General features: G+C 65.5%; 17 protein-coding genes. 6 read left to right on the top strand and 11 right to left on the bottom strand.

The genetic code is table 11. From position 1 onward, the window contains the following. Positions 1-11: 11 nt before the first annotated feature. The 9 genes from ACSFA7_RS06160 to ACSFA7_RS06120 all read right to left on the bottom strand — a co-directional run bounded on the left by ACSFA7_RS06160 (position 12) and on the right by ACSFA7_RS06120 (position 12437). The gene (locus ACSFA7_RS06160; protein WP_435498540.1) at positions 12-2117 is read right to left on the bottom strand and encodes a 3-hydroxyacyl-CoA dehydrogenase NAD-binding domain-containing protein; all 2106 of its coding nucleotides are present in this window, start codon (positions 2115-2117) and stop codon (positions 12-14) included. A 148-nt stretch (positions 2118-2265) separates the two neighbouring features. Next, complete coding sequence (locus tag ACSFA7_RS06155; RefSeq protein WP_435498539.1) at positions 2266-2961, bottom strand: ABC transporter ATP-binding protein; 696 nt, start codon at positions 2959-2961, stop codon at positions 2266-2268. Between the two features lies 1 nt (position 2962). Next, complete coding sequence (locus ACSFA7_RS06150) at positions 2963-3739, bottom strand: ABC transporter ATP-binding protein (RefSeq protein ID WP_206179137.1); 777 nt, start codon at positions 3737-3739, stop codon at positions 2963-2965. Continuing rightward, positions 3740-5044, bottom strand: a complete 1305-nt coding sequence (locus ACSFA7_RS06145; protein WP_435498538.1) for a branched-chain amino acid ABC transporter permease — start codon at positions 5042-5044, stop codon at positions 3740-3742. It lies immediately after the preceding gene. A gap of 4 nt (positions 5045-5048) precedes the next feature. After that, the gene (locus tag ACSFA7_RS06140; protein WP_176657545.1) at positions 5049-6002 is read right to left on the bottom strand and encodes a branched-chain amino acid ABC transporter permease; all 954 of its coding nucleotides are present in this window, start codon (positions 6000-6002) and stop codon (positions 5049-5051) included. Positions 6003-6079: 77 nt separating this feature from the next. Beyond that, positions 6080-7324, bottom strand: coding sequence for a branched-chain amino acid ABC transporter substrate-binding protein (locus tag ACSFA7_RS06135; protein WP_435498537.1), 1245 nt, complete (start codon positions 7322-7324; stop codon positions 6080-6082). A 202-nt stretch (positions 7325-7526) separates the two neighbouring features. Next, the gene (locus ACSFA7_RS06130; protein WP_435498536.1) at positions 7527-8756 is read right to left on the bottom strand and encodes a branched-chain amino acid ABC transporter substrate-binding protein; all 1230 of its coding nucleotides are present in this window, start codon (positions 8754-8756) and stop codon (positions 7527-7529) included. A gap of 150 nt (positions 8757-8906) precedes the next feature. Further along, positions 8907-10550, bottom strand: a complete 1644-nt coding sequence (locus ACSFA7_RS06125; RefSeq protein ID WP_435498535.1) for a 3-(methylthio)propionyl-CoA ligase — start codon at positions 10548-10550, stop codon at positions 8907-8909. 153 nt (positions 10551-10703) lie between these two features. Next, positions 10704-12437: a carboxylesterase/lipase family protein gene (locus ACSFA7_RS06120; protein ID WP_435498534.1), complete on the bottom strand. Its 1734-nt coding sequence runs from the start codon at positions 12435-12437 to the stop codon at positions 10704-10706. Positions 12438-12647: 210 nt separating this feature from the next. On the opposite strand from ACSFA7_RS06120, the gene ACSFA7_RS06115 reads away from it, so the two are divergent. The 6 genes from ACSFA7_RS06115 (at position 12648) to ACSFA7_RS06090 (ending at position 17428) form a co-directional block, all read left to right on the top strand. Then, positions 12648-13724, top strand: coding sequence for an AraC family transcriptional regulator (locus ACSFA7_RS06115; protein WP_435498533.1), 1077 nt, complete (start codon positions 12648-12650; stop codon positions 13722-13724). 63 nt (positions 13725-13787) lie between these two features. After that, a complete protein-coding gene (locus ACSFA7_RS06110) occupies positions 13788-15269 on the top strand; it encodes a protein adenylyltransferase SelO (protein WP_435498532.1) in 1482 nt (493 codons plus the stop codon). Continuing rightward, a complete protein-coding gene (gene msrB, locus ACSFA7_RS06105) occupies positions 15266-15676 on the top strand; it encodes a peptide-methionine (R)-S-oxide reductase MsrB (RefSeq protein ID WP_198788542.1) in 411 nt (136 codons plus the stop codon). Before ACSFA7_RS06110 ends, msrB begins: the two co-directional genes overlap by 4 nt. Beyond that, entirely contained in the window at positions 15673-16212 is a 540-nt protein-coding gene (locus ACSFA7_RS06100; RefSeq protein WP_435498531.1) for a septation protein A, read from the top strand. The genes msrB and ACSFA7_RS06100 overlap by 4 nt, the downstream gene beginning before the upstream one ends. Beyond that, positions 16209-16493 (top strand): BolA family protein, encoded by a 285-nt coding sequence (locus ACSFA7_RS06095; RefSeq protein WP_435498530.1) that lies wholly within the window; start codon positions 16209-16211, stop codon positions 16491-16493. Before ACSFA7_RS06100 ends, ACSFA7_RS06095 begins: the two co-directional genes overlap by 4 nt. 149 nt (positions 16494-16642) lie before the next feature. Next, complete coding sequence (locus ACSFA7_RS06090) at positions 16643-17428, top strand: peptidylprolyl isomerase (protein ID WP_435498529.1); 786 nt, start codon at positions 16643-16645, stop codon at positions 17426-17428. Positions 17429-17485: 57 nt separating this feature from the next. On the opposite strand, the gene rnk is transcribed toward ACSFA7_RS06090, so the two are convergent. Together rnk and purL are read right to left on the bottom strand one after the other, a co-directional pair. Further along, positions 17486-17923, bottom strand: coding sequence for a nucleoside diphosphate kinase regulator (gene rnk / locus ACSFA7_RS06085; protein WP_435498528.1), 438 nt, complete (start codon positions 17921-17923; stop codon positions 17486-17488). A gap of 348 nt (positions 17924-18271) precedes the next feature. Further along, positions 18272-22279 carry a phosphoribosylformylglycinamidine synthase gene (gene purL, locus ACSFA7_RS06080; protein WP_435498527.1) on the bottom strand — a complete coding sequence of 1336 codons (4008 nt, stop codon included), beginning with the start codon at positions 22277-22279 and terminating at the stop codon, positions 18272-18274. Positions 22280-22287 lie beyond the last annotated feature (8 nt).

Genomic DNA, 22287 nt, shown 5'->3' with positions numbered 1-22287 from the left:
AGAACTCCAGATCAGCTGAAGGACTTGCCTTCGGCCACCAGCTTCTGGATCAGCGGTGCGGGCTGCCAGAACTCGGCGTCGTCGCGCGGGTTCTTCGCAAAGCGCTTCATCGATTCGGCCACGTTGTAGAGGCCCACTTGCGATGCGTAGTGCATCGGGCCGCCGCGCCAGATCGGGAAGCCGTAGCCGGTGAGGTACACCATGTCGATGTCGCCGGACTTCGAGGCAATGCCGTCTTCCAGGATGTGCGCGCCTTCGTTGACGAGGGCGTACACCAGGCGTTGCACGATCTCTTCGTCGGAAATCTTGCGCGGGGTGATGCCCAGTTCCTTGCGGTGGTCCTCGATCATCTTGTTGACCAGCTCAGACGGAATCGCATCGCGCTTGCCGGCCTGATAGTCGTACCACCCTGCCCCGGTCTTCTGGCCGAAGCGGCCCAGTTCGCAGAGCTTGTCGGCCGTGCGGCTGTACTTCATGTCGGCACGCTCGGTGGCGCGGCGCTTGCGGATCGCCCAGCCGATGTCGTTGCCGGCCAGGTCGCCCATGCGGAACGGGCCCATGGCGAAGCCGAACTTCTCGATGGCCTTGTCCACCTGCTGCGGCAGCGCGCCTTCGTCCAGCAGGAAGCCGGCCTGGCGCGAGTACTGCTCGATCATGCGGTTGCCGATGAAGCCATCGCACACGCCCGAGACCACCGAGGTCTTCTTGATCTTCTTGCCGATGGCCATGACCGTGGCGAGCACGTCCTTGGCGGTGGCCTTGCCGCGCACCACTTCGAGCAGCTTCATCACGTTGGCCGGGCTGAAGAAGTGCATGCCGACCACGTCCTGCGGACGCTCGGTGAACGAGGCGATCTTGTCGACGTCCAGCGTCGAGGTGTTGGAGGCCAGGATCGCGCCCTTCTTGGCCACGCGGTCGAGTTCCTTGAAGACCTTTTCCTTGACGCCGATTTCTTCGAACACCGCCTCGATGATGAGGTCGGCGTCCTTCAGGTCGTCGTAGCTCAGCGTGGTGCTCAGGAGCGCCATGCGCTGCTCGTACTTGTCCTGCTTGAGCTTGCCCTTCTTGACCTGGGCTTCGTAGTTTTTCTTGATGGTGGCGACGCCGCGGTCGAGCGCCTCCTGCTTCATCTCGAGAATCTTGACGGGGATGCCCGCGTTCAGGAAGTTCATCGAGATGCCGCCACCCATGGTGCCGGCGCCGATCACGCCCACGGCCTTGATCTCGCGCTTGGGCGTGTCTTCGGGCACGTCGGGAATCTTCGAGGCGGCACGCTCGGCCATGAACAGGTGGCGCAGCGCCAGCGATTCGGGCGTGAACATCAGCGCGGTGAAGAGACGGCGCTCTTCGGCCATGCCTTCGTCGAACTTCAGCTTGGTGGCGGCCTGCACGGCGTCGATGCACTTGAGCGGCGCCGGGTAGTTCTTCGACATGCCGCCGACCATGTTCTTGGTGAACTGGAAGTAGGCATCGCCTTGCGGATGCTTGCACGGCAGGTTGCGCACCAGCGGGAGCGCCTCACCGGTCTTGCCGGCCACGCTCTTGGCGAAGGCCACGGCTTCATCGAACACCGATTCGGCCGAAGCAGCGAGCTTGTCGAACAGCTTCTGGCCCGGCAGGCTCGCGAGCAGTTCGCTCTTCACGGGCTCGCCGCTCACGATCATGTTGAGCGCGGTCTCCACGCCGATCACGCGCGGCAGGCGCTGCGTGCCGCCGGCACCGGGCAAGAGGCCCAGCTTCACTTCGGGCAGTGCCACGCTGGTGCCGGGAGCGGCCACGCGGTAGTGGCAGCCCAGGGCCAGCTCGAGGCCGCCGCCCATGCACACGGAGTGGATGGCTGCGACGATGGGCTTGGGGGAGGCTTCGAGCGTGAGGATCACGCTCAGCAGGTTGGGCTCTTGCAGCGCCTTGGGCGTGCCGAACTCCTTGATGTCCGCACCGCCGGAGAACGCCTTGCCGGCGCCGGTGATGACGATGGCCTTGACGGCGTCATCGGCATTGGCCTTGGCCAGGCCATCGGTGATGCCGATGCGGGTCGAGAAACCGAGACCGTTGACCGGAGGGTTGGTCAGTGTGATCACGGCGACATCGCCGAGCACTTTGTATTCAGCCGTCATGCTGCGTTCCTTGGTGTGTGAAGAAAAAGAAGAAAAAGCACGAGTGTTCTTTTTCGGAAGATTCTAGGCTTTTGTCGCGACGCAACAATGGCATGCAGTCGCTGTCGAGACATGGGGAATCCGGAGGCTGCCCGGATCCCTCGAAGTATCAAACTTCCAGCCACTCTTTGCGAGTGGTGGCATCCGCGCGAAGGCTGTCGGGCGTGCCGTCGAACACGATGCTGCCGTGGCCCATGACGAGCGCGCGGTCGGAGATCTGCATCGCGATGGTGAGCTTCTGCTCGATCAGGAGCACCGAGATGCCCTTGTCCTTGAGCGTGCGCAGGTACTGCCCCACCAGCTCGACGATCTTGGGCGCAAGGCCTTCGGTGGGCTCGTCGATGATGATCAGGTCGGGGTCGCCCATCAGCGTGCGGCACAGCGTGAGCATCTGCTGCTCGCCGCCCGAGAGCACGCCTGCTTCTGTGTGCTGGCGTTCCTTCAGGCGCGGGAACATGCTGTACATGTCGTCGAACTGCCAGCGGCTGCCCTTGCCCGTGCCCTTCTGCCCCAAGAGCAGGTTCTGGTGCACCGTGAGCTTGGGAAAGATGTCGCGGTTCTCGGGCACGTAGCCGATGCCCAGGTGGGCGATCTCGTAGGCCTTCTTGCGCAGGATGTCCTGGTCCTTCCAGCGCAGCGTGCCCTCGGCATGCACCAGGCCCATGATGGCCTTGGCGGTGGTCGAGCGGCCCGAGCCGTTGCGGCCCAGCAGCGCGACGATTTCGCCCGGACCGACGTCGAACGAAACGCCATGCAGCACATGGCTCTTGCCGTAGTAGGCGTGGATGTCGTGAAGCTTCAGCATGTCAGTGTCCCGCCCCTTGCGCGTCGGCGACCGACGAACCCAGATACGCCTCCTGAACCCGCGCATTCGCGCGAACGGCGGCGGGCGTGTCGAAGGCGATCACTTCGCCATACACCACCACCGCGATCTTGTCGGCGAGGCCGAAGACCACGCCCATGTCGTGCTCCACCGTCAGCAGCGTCTTGCCGACCGTCACCTGCTTGATGAGCGAGATGAAGTGCGAGGTCTCGGTCTTGCTCATGCCGGCCGTGGGCTCGTCCAGCAGGATCACGCCCGAGCCGCCCGCGATCGTCACGCCGATTTCCAGTGCGCGCTGTTCGGCATAGGTGAGGTTCACCGCATGCACGTCGCGCTTGCGCTCCAGGCCGATCTGCTTGATGAGCTCTTCGGTGCGTGCATTGGCGTCGTCCAGGTTCGAGAGAAAGCGCAAGAAGGTGTACTTGTAGCCCAGGCTCCACAGCACGCCGCAGCGCAGGTTCTCGAACACGCTCAGCTTCGGGAAGATGTTGGTGATCTGGAAGCTGCGCGAGAGCCCCAGCCGGTTGATCTCGTAAGGCTTCTTGCCGTCGATGCGCTCGCCGTTCAGCAGCACCTCGCCGCTCGTGGGCGTGAGGCGGCCGCTGATCAGGTTGAACAGCGTCGACTTGCCCGCTCCGTTCGGGCCGATGATGGCCACGCGTTCGCCGGCGTTCACCGCCAGGTCCACGCCGCGGATGATTTCGGTCTTGCCGAAATTCTTGCGCAGCGCCTTCAATTCCAATGCGTATTGCGCGCTCATTTACGCCGCCTCCCGACGTTTGATTTCTGCTTCGATTTCTTCTTGCGCATGGCCCCAGACGCGCACGAAGCGGCGTCGCGCCACCTCCAGCGCGCCCAGGCCAATGGCCAGGATCACCGCCGCGCCGAGCCAGCTGCCGACACCCGCGGTATTGAGCGCCACACCGAAGAAGTTCAGCGTCGGGCCCATCGCCGCGTTGAGCTGGATGTGATAGATCATCTCGATGAGTGCAGCCGCGCCGACGACAACCGGAACCAGTGCCACGGCGAGCGCAAGGTACAGCCACCAGAAGCGGTCGAACTTGCCGAACTTGGCGACCCGCAGGTTCATCATGATCAGGCTCGCGATGCCGCCGGGGGCGAACATCACCATGAACACGAACACCAGGCCGAAGTACAGCTGCCAGGCCTTCGAAAGCTCCGACAGCAGGATCGATGCGAACACCAGCAGCACCGCGCCGATGATCGGCCCGAAGAAGAACACCGCGCCACCGAGGAAGGTGAACAGCAGGTAGCCGCCCGAGCGGATGGCATTCAAGCTGTCGGCCGCGTTCACGATCTCGAAGTTGATCGAGGCCAGCCCGCCGCCGATGCCGGCGAAGAAGCCCGCGATGATGAACGCGAAGTAGCGCACGCGCTGCGTGTTGTAGCCGATGAATTCGACCCGCTCCGGGTTGTCGCGCACCGCGTTCAGCATGCGGCCGAGCGGCGTGCCGGTGAAGGCATACATGAGCGCGGTGCAGACGAAGCAGTACGCTGCGATCAGGTAGTACACCTGGATCTGCGAGCCGAAGTTGAAGCCGAAGAAAGTCGGGCCGTACACGCGGTCGGTGGTGATGCCACCCTCGCCGCCGAAGAAGCTCGGGAACATCAGCGCCATCGAGGCCACCAGCTCGCCGATGCCCATGGTGATCATCGCGAAGGTAGTGCCCGATTTCTTGGTGGTCACGAAGCCCAGCAAGATTGCGAAGAACATGCCGGCCAGGCCCCCCACCAGCGGAATGAGCACCAGCGGAATCTGCATGCCGCCCTTGCTGCCCATGTTCATCGCATGGATCGCGAGGAACGAGCCCAGGCCGACGTACACCGCATGGCCGAAGCTCAGCATGCCGCCCTGCCCCAGGAGGATGTTGTAGCTCAGGCAGATGATGATGAGATAGCCCATCTGCGAGAGCATCGTGAGCGCCAGGCTGCTCTTGAACAGCAGCGGCGAAATGATCAGCACGACGGCAAACAGCGTCCAGATCAGGTAGCGCCCGATGTTCCAGGGCTTGAAGCGGTAGTACTGTGTGGTTGCAGTGGTCATGGGGTCAGTCCTCCCGGGTTCCAAGAAGACCCTTGGGCCGGAAGATGAGGATCAGCACCAGGAACAGGTACGGCAGGATCGGCGCGACCTGCGAGATCGTGAGCTTGAGCAGCTCGTAGCCGAAGGTCTGGTCGGTCACCGTCATGCCGATGGCGCGCAGGCCCGTGGCCAGCGACTGGTCCATGGCGACCGCGAAGGTCTGGATGATGCCGATCAGGAGCGACGCGAGGAACGCGCCGGCCAGCGATCCCATGCCGCCGACCACCACCACCACGAAGATGATCGAGCCGACCGAGGCCGCCATCGCGGGCTCGGTAACGTACGTGTTGCCGCCGACCACGCCCGCGAGACCCGCGAGCGCAGCGCCGCCGCCGAACACCAGCATGAACACGCGCGGCACGTTGTGGCCCAGCGCCTCGACCATGTCGGGGTGCTTGAGCGCCGCCTGGATGACCAGGCCGATGCGCGTGCGCGTGAGCAACAGCCACACCGAGATGAGCATCAGCACCGCCACCAGCATGATGAAGGAGCGCGACTTCGGAAACTGCGTGCCGTAGAGCGAGAACAGCGGGCCCTGCAGTTGCGTCGGTAGGCCGTAGGGCACGGTGGAGCGGCCCCAGGCCAGCTGCACCAGTTCGAGGATGAGGTACGACAGGCCGAAGGTCACCAGCAGTTCGGGCACGTGGCCGAACTTGTGGACCCGGCGCAGGCTGTAGCGCTCGAACGCGGCGCCCAGCAGGCCCACCAGCAGCGGCGCAATGAACAACGCCGGCCAGAAGCCGATGATGTTCGACAGCGTGTACGCAATGTAGGCGCCGAGCATGTAGAAGCTGGCGTGCGCGAAGTTGAGCACGCCCATCATGCTGAAGATCAGCGTAAGGCCAGAGCTCAGCATGAACAACAGCAGGCCGTAGCTGACGCCGTTGAGCAGCGAGATGACGAAGAATTCGACGTTCATCGGTCTTTCGGATGCGTGAAAAAGAAAGAGGCCCGAGTGTTGAAGTCGGGCCTCGACCGGTCAGGCGAAGGCGACGGTCAGGAAGCCGCGGCGCCGGGTCGCTTCATCTGGCACGTCGTCGGGGTGCTCGAGACGTAGGGCTCGTAGTACTTCACCGGAGCCAGCGTGTAGCCGGTGTTTTCCGGGCTGTACGGGTTCTTGGCGTCGGCCTTCTGCCAGCGCGTGATCCACAGGCCTTGCTGCAGCTGGTGGTCGGCCTTGCGCATCTCGACGTCGCCGTTGAAGCTCTTGAACTTCATGCCTTCCATCGCGGCCGCGACCTTCACAGGCTCGGTCGACTTGGTGCGCACGAAGGCTTCGCTCAGCATCGCGTACACCGTGTAGATGTCGGTGGTGTACAGGTCGTCGTTGAACTTCTTCTTGAACTCGTTCATCAGCGGCTGCACCGGGCCCGGTGCGTTGTAGTGGCTGTAGCCCACCTGGTAGACCTTGCCGTCCGAGGCCGCGCCCATGGCGGTCGGCGTGCCGTTGGTCACGGCGTAGTAGGTGTAGAACTTGACGTTCAGGCCCGCGTCGTTGGCCGACTTGATGAGGAGCGCCAGGTCGGAACCCCAGTTGCCGGTGATGACCGTGTCGGCGCCCGAGGCCTTGATCTTGGCGATGTACGGTGCGAAGTCGCGCACCTGGGCGAGCGGGTGCAGGTCATCGCCGACGATTTCCACGTCAGGGCGCTTGGCCTTCAGGTTGTCCTTGGCGAACTTGGAGACCTGCTGGCCGTGCGAATAGTTCTGGTTGATCAGGTAGACCTTCTTGATGTCGGTCTGGTCCTTCATGAAGGTGGTCAGCGCTTCCATCTTCATCGAGGTGTCGGCATCGAGGCGGAAGTGCCAGTAGCTGCACTTGCTGTTGGTGAGGTCGGGATCGACCGCCGCGTAGTTGATGTAGAGCACTTCCTTGCCCGGGTTGCGGGCGTTGTGCTTTTCGAGCGCATCGATGATGGCGAGCGCGGGGCCCGAGCCGTTGCCCTGCACCACGTAGCGCGCGCCCTGGTCCATGGCCGAGCGCAGTGCGCTGGTGGTTTCCTGCGGGCTCAGCTTGTTGTCGATGCCGATGACTTCGAACTTCACGCCGGCCACATTCTTCTTGTTGAATTCTTCGGCCAGGAACTGGAAGGTCTTGAGCTGGTTCGTGCCCACCGCGGCCATCAGGCCCGAGAGCGGGTCGAGCCATGCGATCTTGACGGTTTCACCCTTCTGGGCCAGAGCACCGGTGGCACTCGCGGCAAGGATGGCTGCGGTAGCGATTTTCAGAGCGAACTTCACGATCTATTTCTCCTGGTCAAACCGAATCAAAAAGCCTTGCACGAGCGTACAAGCGTTCGCAGCCCCTCCCCTCAGGGAATGCCCGTAAGGGGGTGGCCGAGAAGGCCGGTTTCTATCGCGCAGGCGACAGCGCATTTCTCCAATTTCTACCCACCGGTAGGTCATTGCTACCGTTGAGTAGGAAATGCGTTCACAAAGACGCCTAGGGGCGCTTCATCTGGCAGGTCGTGGGCGTGCTCGCCACATACGACTCGTAGTACTTCACGGGGACGTTGGTGTAGCCGGTGTTCTCGGCGTCGTAGGGGTACTTGGCGCTCGCCTTCTCCCAGCGCGAGATGTAGAGACCCTGCTGCAACTGGTGGTCGGCCTTGCGCATCTCGACCTCGCCATTGAAGCTCTTGATCTTCATGCCCTCCAGCGCCGCCGCGACCTTGACCGGATCGGTCGACTTGGTCTGCACGAAAGCGGCATCGAGCAACGCGAACGTGTGATAGATCGACGACTGCGTGAGGTCGTCGTTCATCTTCTTCTTGTAGCCGGCGAGCAGCTTCTGGATCTCGCCGCCCATGTTGTAGTGGGCATAGGCCACCGTGTAGACCTTGCCGGCCGAGGTGGCGCCCATGGCCGTGGGCGTGCCGGCGCCCGGCGCGTAGTAGGTGAGGAACTTGACGTCCAGCCCCGAGTCGTTCGCCGCCTTGATGAGCAGCGACAGGTCGGAGCCCCAGTTGCCGGTGATGACCGTGTCCGCGCCCGAGGCCTTGATCTTGGCGATGTACGGTGCGAAGTCGCGCACCTGGGCGAGCGGATGCAGGTCGTCGCCCACGATCTGGATGTCGGGGCGCTTGACCTTCAGGTCTTCCTTGGCGTACTTGGACACCTGCACGCCGTGCGCGTAGTTCTGCCCGAGGATGTAGACCTTCTTGATGTCGGTCTGATCCTTCATCCAGGTGGTGAGCGCCTCCATCTTCATGGAGGTGTCAGCGTCCAGGCGGAAGTGCCAATAGCTGCACTTGCTGTTGGTGAGGTCGGGGTCGACTGCCGCGTAGTTCAGGTAGAGCAGTTCCTTGCCCGGATTGCGCGCGTTGTTCTTCTCGATGGCGTCGATGATCGCGAGCGCCGGGCCCGAGCCGTTGCCCTGGGTGATGTAGCGCGCGCCCTGGTCCTGCGCCGAGCGCAGCGCGGCGGTGGTTTCCTGCGGGCTCAGCTTGTTGTCGATGGCGATGATCTCGAACTTCACGCCCGACGCGTTCTTCTTGTTGAACTCCTCGGCCAGGAACTGCGTGGTCTTGAGCTGGTTCGTTCCCACCGCGGCCATCAGGCCCGACAGCGGATCGAGCCAGGCGATCTTGACCGTCTCGCCCTTCTGGGCGAAGGCGGCGGTCATGCTCACCAACATGGCACAGGCAGCGACTGACTTGAGAGCAAATTGCATGAAGAGTCTCCTGGATGAAAGGCGGGGTGAAGCGGGATGCCAGCGTACAAGTGCCCCTTTTTTCTACGCACAGGGATTGCCCGGAAGGAAGCCCGCCGAAGCGGTCTTCCTATCGCCTGCGCGACAGTGCGGGCGGGCTTCCCTGCGTATTCAGAGCGTCGGCAGCTTGTAGTCCTTGAGCAGTTCGCGCAGCTTGGTCTTCAGGATCTTTCCGGTGGCGCCGATCGGAATGGCCTCCACGAAGACCACGTCGTCGGGGATCTGCCACTTGGCGGTCTTGCCCTCGTAGAACTTCAGGAGCTCGTCGCGCGCGACTTCGGCACCGGGCTTCTTCACGACAGCGATGATCGGCCGCTCGTCCCACTTCGGATGGAACACGCCGATGCAGGCGGCCATCGCCACGGCCGGGTGCGCGACGGCGATGTTCTCGATCTCGATGGAGCTGATCCACTCGCCGCCGGACTTGATCACGTCCTTGCTGCGGTCGGTGATCTGCAAATAGCCCTCGGCGTCGATGGTGGCGACGTCGCCGGTGGGAAACCAGCCGCGGCCCTGCGCGTCAGGAATCAACGGATCCCCGCCCTCGCCTTTGAAGTATTCCTTCACGATCCAGGGGCCCTTGACCAGCAGGTCGCCGTAGGCCTTGCCGTCCCAGGGCAGCTCGTTGCCGTCGCCGTCGACGATCTTCATGTCGACGCCGAAGATCGCGCGGCCCTGCTTCATGCGGATCTGCAACCGCGCCTCGGGCGACAGCGACTCGTGCTTGTTCTTGAGCGTGCAGAGCGTGCCCAGCGGGCTCATCTCGGTCATGCCCCAGGCGTGCAGCACCTCGACGTTGAACTTCTCCTGGAACGCCGTGATCATGGCCGGCGGGCAGGCCGAGCCGCCGATGACGGTGCGATTGAGCTTGCTGAACTTCAGGTCGCCGGCCTGCATGTGGCCGAGCATCATCTGCCACACGGTGGGCACGCCGGCCGCGAAGGTCACGCCTTCGGATTCGATCAGCTCGAACACCGACTTGCCATCGAGCGCCGGGCCGGGGAACACGAGCTTGCAGCCCACGAGAGCGGCCGAGTACGGAATGCCCCAGGCGTTGACGTGGAACATCGGCACCACCGGCAGGACGGAGTCGCGCGCCGACAGGCGCATGACGTCGGGCAAGGCCGCGGCGTAGGCGTGCAGCATGGTGGAGCGGTGGCTGTAGAGCGCGGCCTTGGGGTTGCCCGTGGTGCCGCTCGTGTAGCACATGCTCGAGGCCGAGTTCTCGTCGAAGCTGGGCCATTCGTATTCGTTCGACTGCGCGCCCATCCAGCTTTCGTAGCTCACCAGGTTGGGGATGCCGCTGTCGGCCGGCAGCTTGTCGGCATCACACAGTGCAATCCATTTCCGGATCGTGGGGCACTTGGCGTGCACCGCCTGCACCAGCGGCAGGAAGGTGAGGTCGAAGCACAGGATCTGGTCTTCGGCGTGGTTGGCGATCCAGGCGATCTGGTCGGGGTGCAGGCGCGGGTTGATGGTGTGCAGCACACGGCCGCTGCCGCTCACGCCGTAGTAAAGCTCCAGGTGCCGGTAACCGTTCCAGGCCAGCGTGGCGATGCGGTCGCTGAAGAGCAGCTGCTCCCCGTCGAGCGCATTGGCCACCTGCCGGGCACGCGATGCGATTCCACCCCATGTGGTGCGGTGAATATCGCCTTCGACCCGGCGCGAGACGATCTCGCCATCGCCGTTGTGGCGCTCGACGAACTCGATCAGCGACGAGATCAAAAGCGGTTGGTCTTGCATCAAACCCAGCATCTACAGGCTCCTTCTTTCAACAAAATTCAATGGTTTCTCGGACTGCGGTCATTCACGCAATTTATGTGCGTTCGCACAATGACAGAAACCCGCAGTCCGCGGACGCCGATCTGTCGTCCGGACGACAGCCCGCGCCGCTGGCGCATGCTGTGTTCAGGGCGCGCTGTTCTGCAGCTGCGTCTTGCTGGCGTCGAGCACGATCTTGCGCGGCCAGTTGGGCCAGGTCACGCCCAGGCCCGAATGGTTCGGGTCGCCAGTGCGCGCGAACGCCGAGAGGCTGCCCACCATTGCATCCGACAGCGCCTCCCGTCCCGGCCGGTTCGCCTCGCCAAAGGAGAACGAGAAGATGCCGGTGCCGAAGTTGTGGAACATGAACGCCGTGTCCAGCCCGTGCGTGGCGCCATAGACGGTGTTGAACGGCGCCACCTGCTGGCTCCAGTCGAAGCGGTAGTACCAGGTCTTGGTCGGCAGGTACTTGGCCACCGCGTCGATCTGCGGGGGCAGGATGTTGAGGAAGGTCACGTTGGTCACGTAGTCCGTCGTCGCCTTCCAGCCGGTCAGCGGCTTGTCTACCGGCAGGAAGGGCGCGTTGATCAGGTCGGCCTCGGTGAGCGTCACGGGCGCGTCGGGGTTGAAGTTGTATTGCAGGCCGAATCGGGCGTAGTCGTTGGGCTTGAAGCCCCCGAACAGGCCGCCGAACAGCGTGCCTTCGTCACGGGTGTTGCCGATCAGCATCGGCACCTTGTTGAACCTGCCGGCATCCACCTCGGCGAGCGAGTTCACCGGCAGGATCGTGCCGTCCTCGATCGGCGCCGGCGCGTTGCCCAGCGGCGGGTTCGCAAGCAAGTTGCCCGGCTTCGCGGCCTCGAGCACGATGGTCAGCAGCCGGTCCGCCGGCAGGCTGCGCAGGTAGGCCGCGATCTGTGCATCGGTCTGCGAGGCCACCCAGGCATCGGCCGTCGGGGTGTCGGTGGCCTTGCCGTCGGCGATGGCGATCGCGTTGAGCAGCTTTTTCGAATAGGTCTGGGCGGTGGCGCGCGAGGCGAAGGCGATCCCGCCGCTCAGCGGCACCGCCTTGTGCAGCAGCCCGGCCGATGCACTTGAGACGACCAGCCCCCAGGTGTTGACCGCGCCCGCCGACTGCCCCATCACCGTGACGTTGCTGGCATCGCCACCGAAGGCGCCGATGTTGGCCTGGACGAACTTCAGGGCCTGCATCTGGTCGAGCAGCGCGAAGTTGCCCGAGTCGTTCTTCGCTTCGCCGCTCTTCAACTGCGGCAGGTCGAGCCAGCCGAGCACGCCCACGCGGTAGTTGATCGTCACGACGACGGCATTGCCGCGCTTGGCGAGCTGCGCGCCGTCATAGCCCGGATCGGCCGTGTAGCCCGAGATGTTGCTGCCGCCATAGATGTAGACGATCACCGGCAGCTTGGCGGTGTCGCCGGCCGGGCGCCAGATATTGAGCGTCAGGCAGTCCTCGTCGCCCACCGGCTTGCCGAAGCCTTCGCGCACGGCCAGTCCGAAGGGCGCGTCGTTGGGTGCGGGGCTGAAATAGCGTCCGCCCTGGGCGCAACCATGGCCGAACTTGCTCGCCGCGCGCACGCCTTCCCAGGGCTTGGGATCGGCGGGCGGCGCCCAGCGCAGGCTGCCGACGGGCGCCTGGGCGAACGGAACACCCTTCCAGGAATACGTGCCGGTGGCGGCGCTGTCGTCCACGCCTTCGATCTTGCCGGCGGTGGTCTGGCGCACCATGGGGCCGTCGACGGCCGCGGGCGGCGCAGCCGGTGGCCCCACGGGAACGATCGGTGTGAAGGAAAAACCGGAGTCCGAGCCGCCGCCGCAGGCGGAGAGCGCGATGCAGGCCGCGACCGCCATGGCTCGCGCCACCGGTCTCGCCGCCGTTTGTCGGGTTATGCCCTGGCTTTCCGTTGTCTCTGCTGTATTCATTGTTTGTCTCCACACCGGGTTAATCGGAATTCCTGCGTCGGTGTCCGGCGGCCATACTCCGGCCGACCGGACCCGCCAGAAAATTCTAGGAACGGACCGCGTTTCCCCCGCTATCGCAAGCGAGCCAATTCAATGACTTCAGGAGCCTCCATGCCGCATGCCCAGCGCCGACCGCAACGCCGGCCGGACGGCACCCAGCAGCCGGAACTGCGGACCAGCTCGGCCGCCTGGCTCGAAGGCGTGCTCTCGATGTTCGAGGCCGAAGGGCTGGACGTGCCCTCGCTGCTGCGCGAAGCCGGCTTCGACCCCGATTCGCTGCACCGCCAGAACGCACGCGTGCCCGTCGACGAGATCTCCGTGCTCTGGCAACTGGCCGTGGCGCGCGCCGGCAAGCCCACGCTGGGCCTGCACCGCGACCTGGCCGCCACGCACAGCAAGCTGGGCACCGTCGGCCACGCGATGTCGTGCAGCGCCGACCTGGGTGCGGCGCTCACCCGGCTCACCCGCTACATGGCCGTGATCTCGGACGCGACCGCTTTCTCGATGCAGCCCGAGACGCGCGGCACCTGGATGGTGATGGAGCACACCGGCGGCAGCCTGCCGATTCCGCGCCAGCGCGTCGAATACGCGCTCCTGACCGTGTTCATGCAGTGCCAGTGGCTCACGCGGCGCGAGCTGCAGCCGCTGGCCATGGAGTTCGTCTACCCGCCGCCGGCCGACGACCGGCTGCACCGGGAGGCCTTCGGTTGCCCGATCCGCTACAACGCGCCCGCCAACCGCCTCTTGCTGTCGGCCGCCGACATAGCCATGCCGCTGCCCACCCACCACCCCACGCTCGGCGAGATGCAGGAGCACTTGCTCGACGACCAGCTCAACCTGCTGGGCCAGACCACCACCAGCAGCCTGGTGTGCGCCGAGATCGCGCGCCGGCTGCCGCATGGCGAGCCGCGCCGGCAGGACGTGGCCGCGGGCCTGGGCCTCGCGGAGCGCACGCTGCAGCGGCGGTTGCAGGAGGAGTCGGTGTCGTTCCAGTCGCTGCTCGACCGCACCCGCCGCGAGCTCGCGCAGCAGTACCTGGCGGAAGACCGGCACACGCTCACCGACGTGGCGGACATGCTCGGCTTCGTCGACAGCAGCAACTTCTTTAGGGCCTGCAAGCGCTGGTTCGGCCTGCCGCCCGCGCAGTACCGGGCGCGGATCTGGGATACGCCAGCGCTGGCCCACTGAGCCACGGCTGGCGCCGATGGCCCGCGCGGCAAGGGGTTACGCCCGGTGCCGGACAATCCGGGCATGAGCCTGCTTGCTGAAGACACGGACGTCGCGGACCTGGGATTGCGCTGGAAACCCGGTTTCGCGGCCCTCGGACCCGCCTTTCTCACCCACCTGCGTCCAACGCCTCTGCCCGACCCGTACTGGGTGGGCCACAGCGAATCGGTCGCTCGCGAGCTGGGCCTGCCGCCCGACTGGCGGCAATCGGACACCACGCTCGCGGCGCTGACCGGCAGCCTGCCGGTCGCCGGCACCAATCCCTTCGCCACGGTCTACAGCGGGCACCAGTTCGGCGTGTGGGCCGGCCAGCTCGGCGATGGACGGGCGATCATGCTCGGCGAAACCGACGGCGGGCTCGAAGTGCAGTTCAAGGGCGCGGGGCGCACGCCCTACTCGCGCGGCGGCGACGGCCGCGCGGTGCTTCGCTCCAGCATCCGCGAATTTCTCTGCAGCGAGGCCATGCACGGCCTCGGCATCCCGACCACCCGTGCACTCTGCGTGACCGGCTCCGACGCCCGCGTGTTCCGCGAAGAACCCGAGAGCGCCGCGGTCGTGACCCGCGTGGCGCCGAGCTTCATCCGCTTCGGCCATTTCGAGCACTTCGCGGCCAACCAGCGAGAAGACGAGCTGCGCGCGCTGGCCGACTACGTCATCGACCGCTACTACCCCGCCTGCCGCACCACCGAGCGCTTCAACGGCAATGGGTATGCCGCCTTCCTCGAAGCCGTGAGCGAGCGCACCGCCGCCCTGCTCGCCCAATGGCAGGCCGTGGGCTTCTGCCACGGGGTGATGAACACCGACAACATGAGCATCCTCGGGCTCACCATCGACTACGGGCCGTTCCAATTCCTCGACGGCTTCGATCCGCGCCACATCTGCAACCACAGCGACACCAGCGGGCGCTACGCCTTCAACCAGCAGCCGAACGTGGCGTACTGGAACCTCTTTTGCCTCGCGCAAGCGCTGCTGCCGCTGATCGGCGACCAGGAAATCGCGGTCGCCGCGCTGGAGTCGTACAAGACGGTGTTCCCGAACGCATTCGAAGCCCGCATGCGCGCCAAGCTCGGCCTGGCTGACGCAGCCGATGGCGACCGCGCATTGATCGAAGGCGTGCTCAAGCTGCTGGCCGCAGGCAAGGTCGACTACACGATCTTCTGGCGTCGACTTTCGCACTACATGGCCGACGGCAACGCCGAGCCGGTGCGCGATCTGTTCCTCGACCGCGAGGCTTTCGATGCCTGGCTGCTAGCCTTTTCGGAGCGCCATGCGACGGCTGGGCGCGCACAGGCCGCCGACCTGATGCTCAGGACGAACCCGAAGTTCGTGCTGCGGAACCACCTCGGACAGCAGTCCATCGAAGCAAGTCAGCAAAAGGACCACTCGGGTGTGGCAACCTTGCTTGCGCTGCTCCAAACCCCATTTGAAGAACATCCCGGCGCCGACGCGTATGCCGGCTTCCCGCCCGACTGGGCCTCCACGATTGAAATCAGCTGCTCATCATGACCACTCCTGTTGAAAAAACCGACGCCGAATGGAAGGCCCTGCTCGCTGAAAAAGGGGCCGAGCCGGCCGCCTTCGAGGTGACCCGCCACGCCGCCACCGAGCGCCCCTTCACCGGCAAGTACGAAGCGCACTGGGACGACGGCACCTACCACTGCGTGTGCTGCGGCGCCAAGCTGTTCGAGTCGGGCACCAAGTTCGACGCCGGCTGCGGCTGGCCGAGCTTCTCGGAAGAAGCGGTGCCCGGCGCCATCAGGAACATCGTCGACCGTTCGCATGGCATGGTGCGCACCGAGAATGTCTGCGCCAATTGCGGCGCCCACCTGGGACACGTGTTCCCCGACGGCCCCACTGAAACGGGTCTGCGCTACTGCATGAACTCGGCGTCGCTCGACTTCCAGAAAAAATGAAACTGATCCTCGACTTCTTCCCGATCCTGCTGTTCTTCGGCGCCTACAAGCTCGCCGACATCTACACCGCCACCGGCGTGCTGATGGCCGCCACCGTGGTGCAGATGGCCGTCATCTATGCGATGGAGCGCAAGCTCCAGACGATGCAGAAGGCCACGCTGGTGCTGATCCTTCTCTTCGGCACGCTCACGCTGGTGCTGCACGACGACCGCTTCATCAAGTGGAAGCCCACCGTGCTCTACGGGGCGATGGCGATCGCGCTGGCCGTGGCGCTCTGGGCGCTGAAGAAGAATTTCCTGAAGATGCTGCTGGGCTCGCAACTGGAGCTGCCCGACCGCATCTGGGGCCGGCTGAACGTCGCGTGGATCGGCTACTGCCTCTTCATGGCGCTCATCAACGGCTACGTGGCGGCCTACTTCACGACCGAGGCCTGGGTCAACTTCAAGCTCTGGGGCTATGTGTTCCCGATCGTCTTCCTGGTGGCGCAGGGCCTGTACATCGCGCCGCACCTGAAAGAAGACAAGCCGACCGCATGACGACGAGCACCACCACCATTCCCCTGCCGACCGTGGCCGCGCTCGAACATGCGCTGCGCGAGGCGCTGGCCCCCACGCAGCTCGAAGTGATCGACGAGAGCGCCGCGCACGCGGGCCACACGGGTGCCAATGCGGAGGGCTACGGCACCCATTTCCGAGTGCGCATCGCCTCCCCGAAGTTCGACGGGAAGCCTCGCGTGGCGCGACATCGCCTTGTGTATGATGCCCTCCAGGTTTTTATTGCACAGGGTCTGCACGCCATAGCCATCGAGGTGCTCTGAGTCGTCCGTACTGGTTGTACGGGGTTGCACACGGTCTTCGCCGCGATGCCCCAGCCCTCTTTCCTTCCCCCTTTTGTTCGTCTCTCTCCGCTTTCCTTCACGCGCCTTTTCCTACACGCGCATTTCCTCTCCAGCCTGATATTCATTCCATGAAAAAACACATCTTGCAGGCCGTAGCGGCCGCAGCGCTGATCGGTGCCATTCCCCTGTCGGCACTGGCGCAGAACGCAGCCATCGTGAACGGCAAGCCGGTGCCCAAGGCCCGCATGGACGTCCTGGCGCAGCAACTGGCCGCCGCAGGCCGTCCCGTGACGCCGGAAATGCAGAACCAGCTGCGCGACGAAATCGTGGCCCGTGAAGTGTTCATGCAGGAAGCGCAGAAGCAAGGCCTGGACGCCAGCGACGACTACAAGAACCAGCTCGAACTCGCCCGCCAGGCCATCCTGATCCGCGCGCTGTTCGACAACTACCGCAAGACCAACCCGGTCTCGGACGCCGACGTGAAGGCCGAATACGACAAGTTCGTCGCGGCCAACGGCGGCAAGGAATACAAGGCCCGTCACATCCTGGTGGAGACCGAAGACCAGGCCAAGAAGATCATGGCCGACCTGAAGAAGGGCGCCAAGTTCGAAGACATCGCCAAGAAGCAGAGCAAGGACCCGGGATCGGGCGCCAACGGCGGCGACCTCGACTGGGCCAACCCCGCGAGCTTCGTGCCCGAGTTCTCGGAAGCGATGATCAAACTCAAGAAGGGCGAGACCACCCCGGCACCCGTCAAGACGCAGTTCGGCTACCACATCATCCGCGTGGACGACATCCGCCAGGCCCAACTGCCGAAGCTGGAAGAAGTGAAGCCGCAGGTCACGCAGCAACTGCAGCAGCAGCGTCTGCAAAAGTACCAGGAAGAACTGCGCGCGAAGGCGAAGGTCGAGTAAGCGGCGCGCCCTGCCCGCCTCCTTATGAAAACGGCCTTCGGGCCGTTTTTCTTTGGGTCAGCGCAGGTACTCGCCGGCGGCCTCGGGTTGAAACTGCAGCGCGGCCACGCGCGCCGAGCCGTGCACGCCGGCCGGCGTGGTCCATTCCACCACCTGCCCTACGCGCGCGCCCAGCAGGCTCGCGCCCACCGGCGACATCACCGAGACCTCGCCCTCGGAAGGCTTGGCATCGCGCGGATAGCACAGCGTGATCGCGTAACGCTCGCCGCTCGCGGGATCCTCGAGCTCGACGCGTGAGTTCATCGTGACGAGGTCGGGCGATGCGTCCTGCGGCGCCACGACCTCGCTGCAGTCGAGCATCTCCTCGAGTGCCTGCGCGAGCGGATCGGCCGCGCCGCGTGTCTGCAGCGCATGCGCGGCGAGTTTGTGCAGGCGTGCGTGGTCGAGCTGGGTGAGGGTTCGTTCGAGTCGCGTGAACGAGGCGATGGGGTGCATGAGTCGCTCCTGATGAAGTGAAGGCGTGTCGCCGGCGCCATCGAGGGGGCCGGGTATGGCGGACGCGCCAGCGCGGGCTTGAAGGAGGCCCGGCGATCAGGAGGTGCGCGAAAAAGAAATGGGAGGAGGAAGGATCGCCGGGCTCAGAGATGCCAGGGCGATCGGCGCTTGAGCGCCGTCATCCGCGCCGCGCGGCGCCGGCCACGCGCGAGCGCGCCCGGCAAAGCCGGCGCGGTCAGTGTGGAAGCGAAAGTGCACGACATGCGGACGAGTCTACCGGGCCCGTTGCGGGCACGGTCATCAAAAGCCCCACCGGCTTTGCCGGATTGGGGCCGTCGCCATCGGAGGTCAGCCCACCCAGCGACGCGCGTTGCGCCAGATCTGCATCCAGGGGCTGAGGTCGCTCCGGTCGCCCGGCGTCCAGCTCATCTGGATGTTGCGGAACACGCGCTCCGGGTGCGGCATCACGGCGGTGAAGCGGCCATCGGGCGTGGTCACCGAGGTCAGGCCGCCGGCGCTGCCGTTCGGGTTGAACGGGTACTGCTCGGTGGCCTTGCCGTGGTTGTCCACGAAGCGCATCGCCGCAATCGCCTTGGCAGCGTCGCCGCGGTGCTTGAAATTGGCGTAGCCCTCGCCGTGCGCCACCGCGATCGGCAGGCGGCTGCCGGCCATGCCCGCAAAGAAGAGACTCGGCGATTCGAGCACCTCGACCATCGACAGGCGCGCCTCGAAGCGTTCGCTCTGGTTGGTGGTGAAGCGCGGCCAGGCTTCGGCACCGGGAATGATGTCGGCCAGCTCGGCGAACATCTGGCAGCCGTTGCACACGCCCAGGCCGAAAGTGTCTTCGCGGCCGAAGAAGGCCTTGAACTGCTCGGCCAGCTTCGGGTTGAAGGTGATGCTGCGCGCCCAGCCGATGCCTGCGCCCAGCGTGTCGCCATAGCTGAAGCCGCCGCAGGCGACCACGCCCTTGAAGTTGGCGAGGTCCGCCCTGCCCGTCTGCAGGTCGGTCATGTGGACGTCGTAGGCCTCGAAGCCGGCCTCGGTGAAGGCATAAGCCATCTCGACATGCGAGTTCACGCCTTGCTCGCGCAGGATCGCGACCTTGGGGCGCGATTGCAGGATGGCGGGGGCCGCAGGCTGCGCGTTCGGCAGGAACACATGCATGCCGGGGTCCGAAGGCTCGCCGGCTGAGGCGTGTTCGGCATCGGCGCAGGCCGGGTTGTCGCGCTCGCGGGCGACCTTCCAGCTGACCGAGTCCCACACCTGGTGCAGGTCGTGCAGCGATGCGCTGAACACCGACTTGGCATCGCGCCAGACTTCGAGCTTGCCCTTGCCCGCGTCCATGGTGGAACTGGCCGGTCGCGTCTTGCCGACGAAATGGCTGTGGGCGCTGAGGCCATGGGCGCGCAGCACCTGCATCACGTCGTTGCGCTCGGCGGTGCGCACCTGCAGCACCATGCCGAGCTCCTCGTTGAACAGCGCCTTGAGCGTGAGCTCCTCGCGCCGCGCGCTGACCTGCTGCGCCCAGTTCTTGGCGTCGCCGGTTTCCATGCGGCTGTCGGAGATGCCGTCGCCTTCGGTGACGAGCATGTCGACGTTCAGCGCCACGCCGACGTGGCCGGCGAAGGCCATTTCGCAGGCGGTGGCGAACAGGCCGCCATCGCTGCGGTCGTGCATCGCAAGGATCTTGCCGTCGGCGCGCAGGGCGTTCACTGCGTTGACCAGCGCCACGAGCTGCGCCGGGTCGTCCAGGTCGGGCACCGTGTCGCCGCTCTGGCCGAGCGTCTGCGAGAGGATGCTGCCGGCCATGCGGTGCTGACCACGGCCCAGGTCGATCAGCACGAGCGTGGTGTCGGGTTCTTCTGCATCGAGCTGCGGCGTGAGGGTGCCGCGCACGTCGGCCAGCGAAGCGAAAGCGGTGACGATCAGGCTGACGGGCGAGGTGACCTTCTTGGCTTCGTCGCCGTCCTGCCACTGCGTGCGCATCGACAGCGAATCCTTGCCGACCGGAATAGACACGCCCAGCGCCGGGCACAGCTCCAGGCCCACGGCCTTGACGGTTTCGTACAGCGCGGCGTCTTCGCCGGGTTCGCCGCAGGCCGCCATCCAGTTGGCCGACAGCTTGACGCGCGAGAGTTCGATCGGCGCGGCCAGCAGGTTGGTGATGGCCTCGGCGACGGCCATGCGGCCCGAGGCCGGCGCGTCGAGCGCGGCCAGCGGCGTGCGCTCGCCCATGCTCATCGCCTCGCCGGCAAAGCCCTTGTAGTCGGCCAGCGTCACGGCGCAATCGGCCACGGGCACCTGCCACGGGCCGACCATCTGGTCGCGGTGGCTGAGGCCGCCCACGGTGCGGTCGCCGATGGTGATGAGGAAGCGCTTGGACGCCACGGTCGGGTGCGCGAGCACGTCGATGGCGGCCTTCTGCAGGTCCACGCCCGTGAGGTCGAGCGGCTTGAAGGTGCGGGCAACGGTCTTCACGTCGCGGTGCATCTTGGGCGGCTTGCCGAGCAGCACGTCCATCGGCATGTCGACCGGCTGCACGGCTGCGCCTTCATCGGCCACCAGCAGCTGGCGCTCTTCGGTCGCCACGCCGACCACCGAGAACGGGCAGCGCTCGCGCTCGCAGAAGGCCTTGAACTGTTCGAGCGATTCGGGCGCGATGGCCAGCACGTAGCGCTCCTGGCTTTCGTTGCACCAGATTTCCTTGGGCGCCATGCCCGACTCTTCGAGCGGCACCGCGCGCAGGTCGAAGCGCGCGCCGCGGCCGGCGTCGTTGGTCAGCTCGGGGAAGGCGTTGCTTAGGCCGCCCGCGCCCACGTCGTGGATCGCGAGGATCGGGTTGGCCGCGCCCTGCTGCCAGCAGTGGTTGATGACCTCCTGTGCGCGGCGCTCGATTTCGGGGTTGCCGCGCTGCACCGAGTCGAAGTCGAGCTCGGCCGCGTTGGCGCCGGTAGCCATCGAACTCGCGGCGCTGCCGCCCATGCCGATGCGCATGCCGGGGCCGCCGAGCTGGATCAGCAGCGAGCCGGCGGGGAACTGGATCTTCTTGGTCTGCGTGGCGTCGATGCTGCCGAGGCCGCCCGCGATCATGATGGGCTTGTGGTAGCCGCGATGCACGGTGTCGAGGTCGCTCGTCACCGCCTGTTCGTATTCGCGGAAGTAGCCCAGCAGGTTGGGCCGGCCGAATTCGTTGTTGAACGCGGCGCCGCCCAGCGGGCCCTCGGTCATGATCTGCAGCGGGCTGGCGATGTGCTCGGGCTTGCCGTAGTGACCATCCTCGGGCCAGAGCTTGGAGACGGTGAAGCCGGTCAGGCCCGCCTTGGGCTTGGAGCCGCGGCCGGTGGCGCCTTCGTCACGGATCTCTCCGCCCGCGCCGGTCGAGGCGCCGGGGAACGGCGAAATGGCAGTCGGGTGGTTGTGCGTCTCGACCTTCATCAGCACGTGGCTCAGGGCGCTATCTTTTTGATAGCTCTGCGAGCCATGGGCCGGAATGAATCGCTCGATGGTCGCGCCTTCCATCACCGAGGCGTTGTCCGCATAGGCGATCACCGTGTGCTGCGAGTTCTGCTTCTCGGTGTGGCGGATCATCGAGAACAGGCTCTGCGGCTGCGCCTTGCCGTCGATGGTGAACTGGGCGTTGAAGATCTTGTGGCGGCAATGCTCGCTGTTGGCCTGCGCGAACATCATCAGTTCGACGTCGCTGGGGTTGCGGCCGAGGCGCGTGAAGGCTTCGACGAGGTAGTCGATCTCGTCCTCCGCCAGCGCCAGGCCGAAGCCGGTGTTGGCCGCCACCAGGGCCTCGCGGCCACCCGTCTGCACATCGACCTGCGCCATCGGCTGGGCCGGTAGTTCGCTGAACAGGCTGGCCGCCTGTTCGACGGTGGCGAGCACCGATTCGGTCATGCGGTCGTGCAGCGGACCGGCCACGGCAGCGAGCGTGTCGCCCTCGATGACGGGCGCCTTGCCGATCAGCGGCGACTTGAGCTTCAGGTGGTATTGCGTGACGCGCTCGACCCGGCGCAGCGCCAGCCCGCAGTTGTGGGCGATGTCGGTGGCCTTGGAGGCCCAGGGCGACACGGTGCCGAGGCGCGGCGTGACGACCACCGAGGTGCCCGCCTTGGCCGGTGCCTCGAAGGGCTCGCCGTAGGTCAGCAGCGCGGCGAAGCGGTCATGGCCGGCCGCATCGAGCGCGGCATCGGTGACCACCAGATGGACGAACCGGGCCGAAATGCCCTCGATGCGCGGCTCGATAGCCTGCAGTTTCGGCAGCAGTTGCCGCGCGCGGAAATCGCTGAGCGCGCTGCCGCCCTCGAACAGGGTTACGACGGGAAGGGCTTGAGGTGCGGGCTGCGTCACGGTCGATG

Source organism: Variovorax trehalosi (assembly GCF_051216415.1).
GTDB lineage: Bacteria > Pseudomonadota > Gammaproteobacteria > Burkholderiales > Burkholderiaceae_C > Variovorax.
This window is presented reverse-complemented; position numbering and strand designations above follow the sequence as displayed.

What these genes read in the sequence shown, in the direction of transcription:
- ACSFA7_RS06140 (WP_176657545.1), bottom strand. Translation starts at nt 6,002, where the DNA reads ATGAACGTCGAATTCTTCGTCATCTCGCTGCTCAACGGCGTCAGCTAC.
- ACSFA7_RS06130 (WP_435498536.1), bottom strand. Translation starts at nt 8,756, where the DNA reads ATGCAATTTGCTCTCAAGTCAGTCGCTGCCTGTGCCATGTTGGTGAGC.
- ACSFA7_RS06100 (WP_435498531.1), top strand. Translation starts at nt 15,673, where the DNA reads ATGAAACTGATCCTCGACTTCTTCCCGATCCTGCTGTTCTTCGGCGCC.
- ACSFA7_RS06160 (WP_435498540.1), bottom strand. Translation starts at nt 2,117, where the DNA reads ATGACGGCTGAATACAAAGTGCTCGGCGATGTCGCCGTGATCACACTG.
- ACSFA7_RS06145 (WP_435498538.1), bottom strand. Translation starts at nt 5,044, where the DNA reads ATGACCACTGCAACCACACAGTACTACCGCTTCAAGCCCTGGAACATC.
- ACSFA7_RS06090 (WP_435498529.1), top strand. Translation starts at nt 16,643, where the DNA reads ATGAAAAAACACATCTTGCAGGCCGTAGCGGCCGCAGCGCTGATCGGT.
- msrB (WP_198788542.1), top strand. Translation starts at nt 15,266, where the DNA reads ATGACCACTCCTGTTGAAAAAACCGACGCCGAATGGAAGGCCCTGCTC.
- ACSFA7_RS06095 (WP_435498530.1), top strand. Translation starts at nt 16,209, where the DNA reads ATGACGACGAGCACCACCACCATTCCCCTGCCGACCGTGGCCGCGCTC.
- ACSFA7_RS06125 (WP_435498535.1), bottom strand. Translation starts at nt 10,550, where the DNA reads ATGCTGGGTTTGATGCAAGACCAACCGCTTTTGATCTCGTCGCTGATC.
- ACSFA7_RS06115 (WP_435498533.1), top strand. Translation starts at nt 12,648, where the DNA reads ATGCCGCATGCCCAGCGCCGACCGCAACGCCGGCCGGACGGCACCCAG.
- ACSFA7_RS06110 (WP_435498532.1), top strand. Translation starts at nt 13,788, where the DNA reads ATGAGCCTGCTTGCTGAAGACACGGACGTCGCGGACCTGGGATTGCGC.
- ACSFA7_RS06155 (WP_435498539.1), bottom strand. Translation starts at nt 2,961, where the DNA reads ATGCTGAAGCTTCACGACATCCACGCCTACTACGGCAAGAGCCATGTG.
- rnk (WP_435498528.1), bottom strand. Translation starts at nt 17,923, where the DNA reads ATGCACCCCATCGCCTCGTTCACGCGACTCGAACGAACCCTCACCCAG.
- ACSFA7_RS06150 (WP_206179137.1), bottom strand. Translation starts at nt 3,739, where the DNA reads ATGAGCGCGCAATACGCATTGGAATTGAAGGCGCTGCGCAAGAATTTC.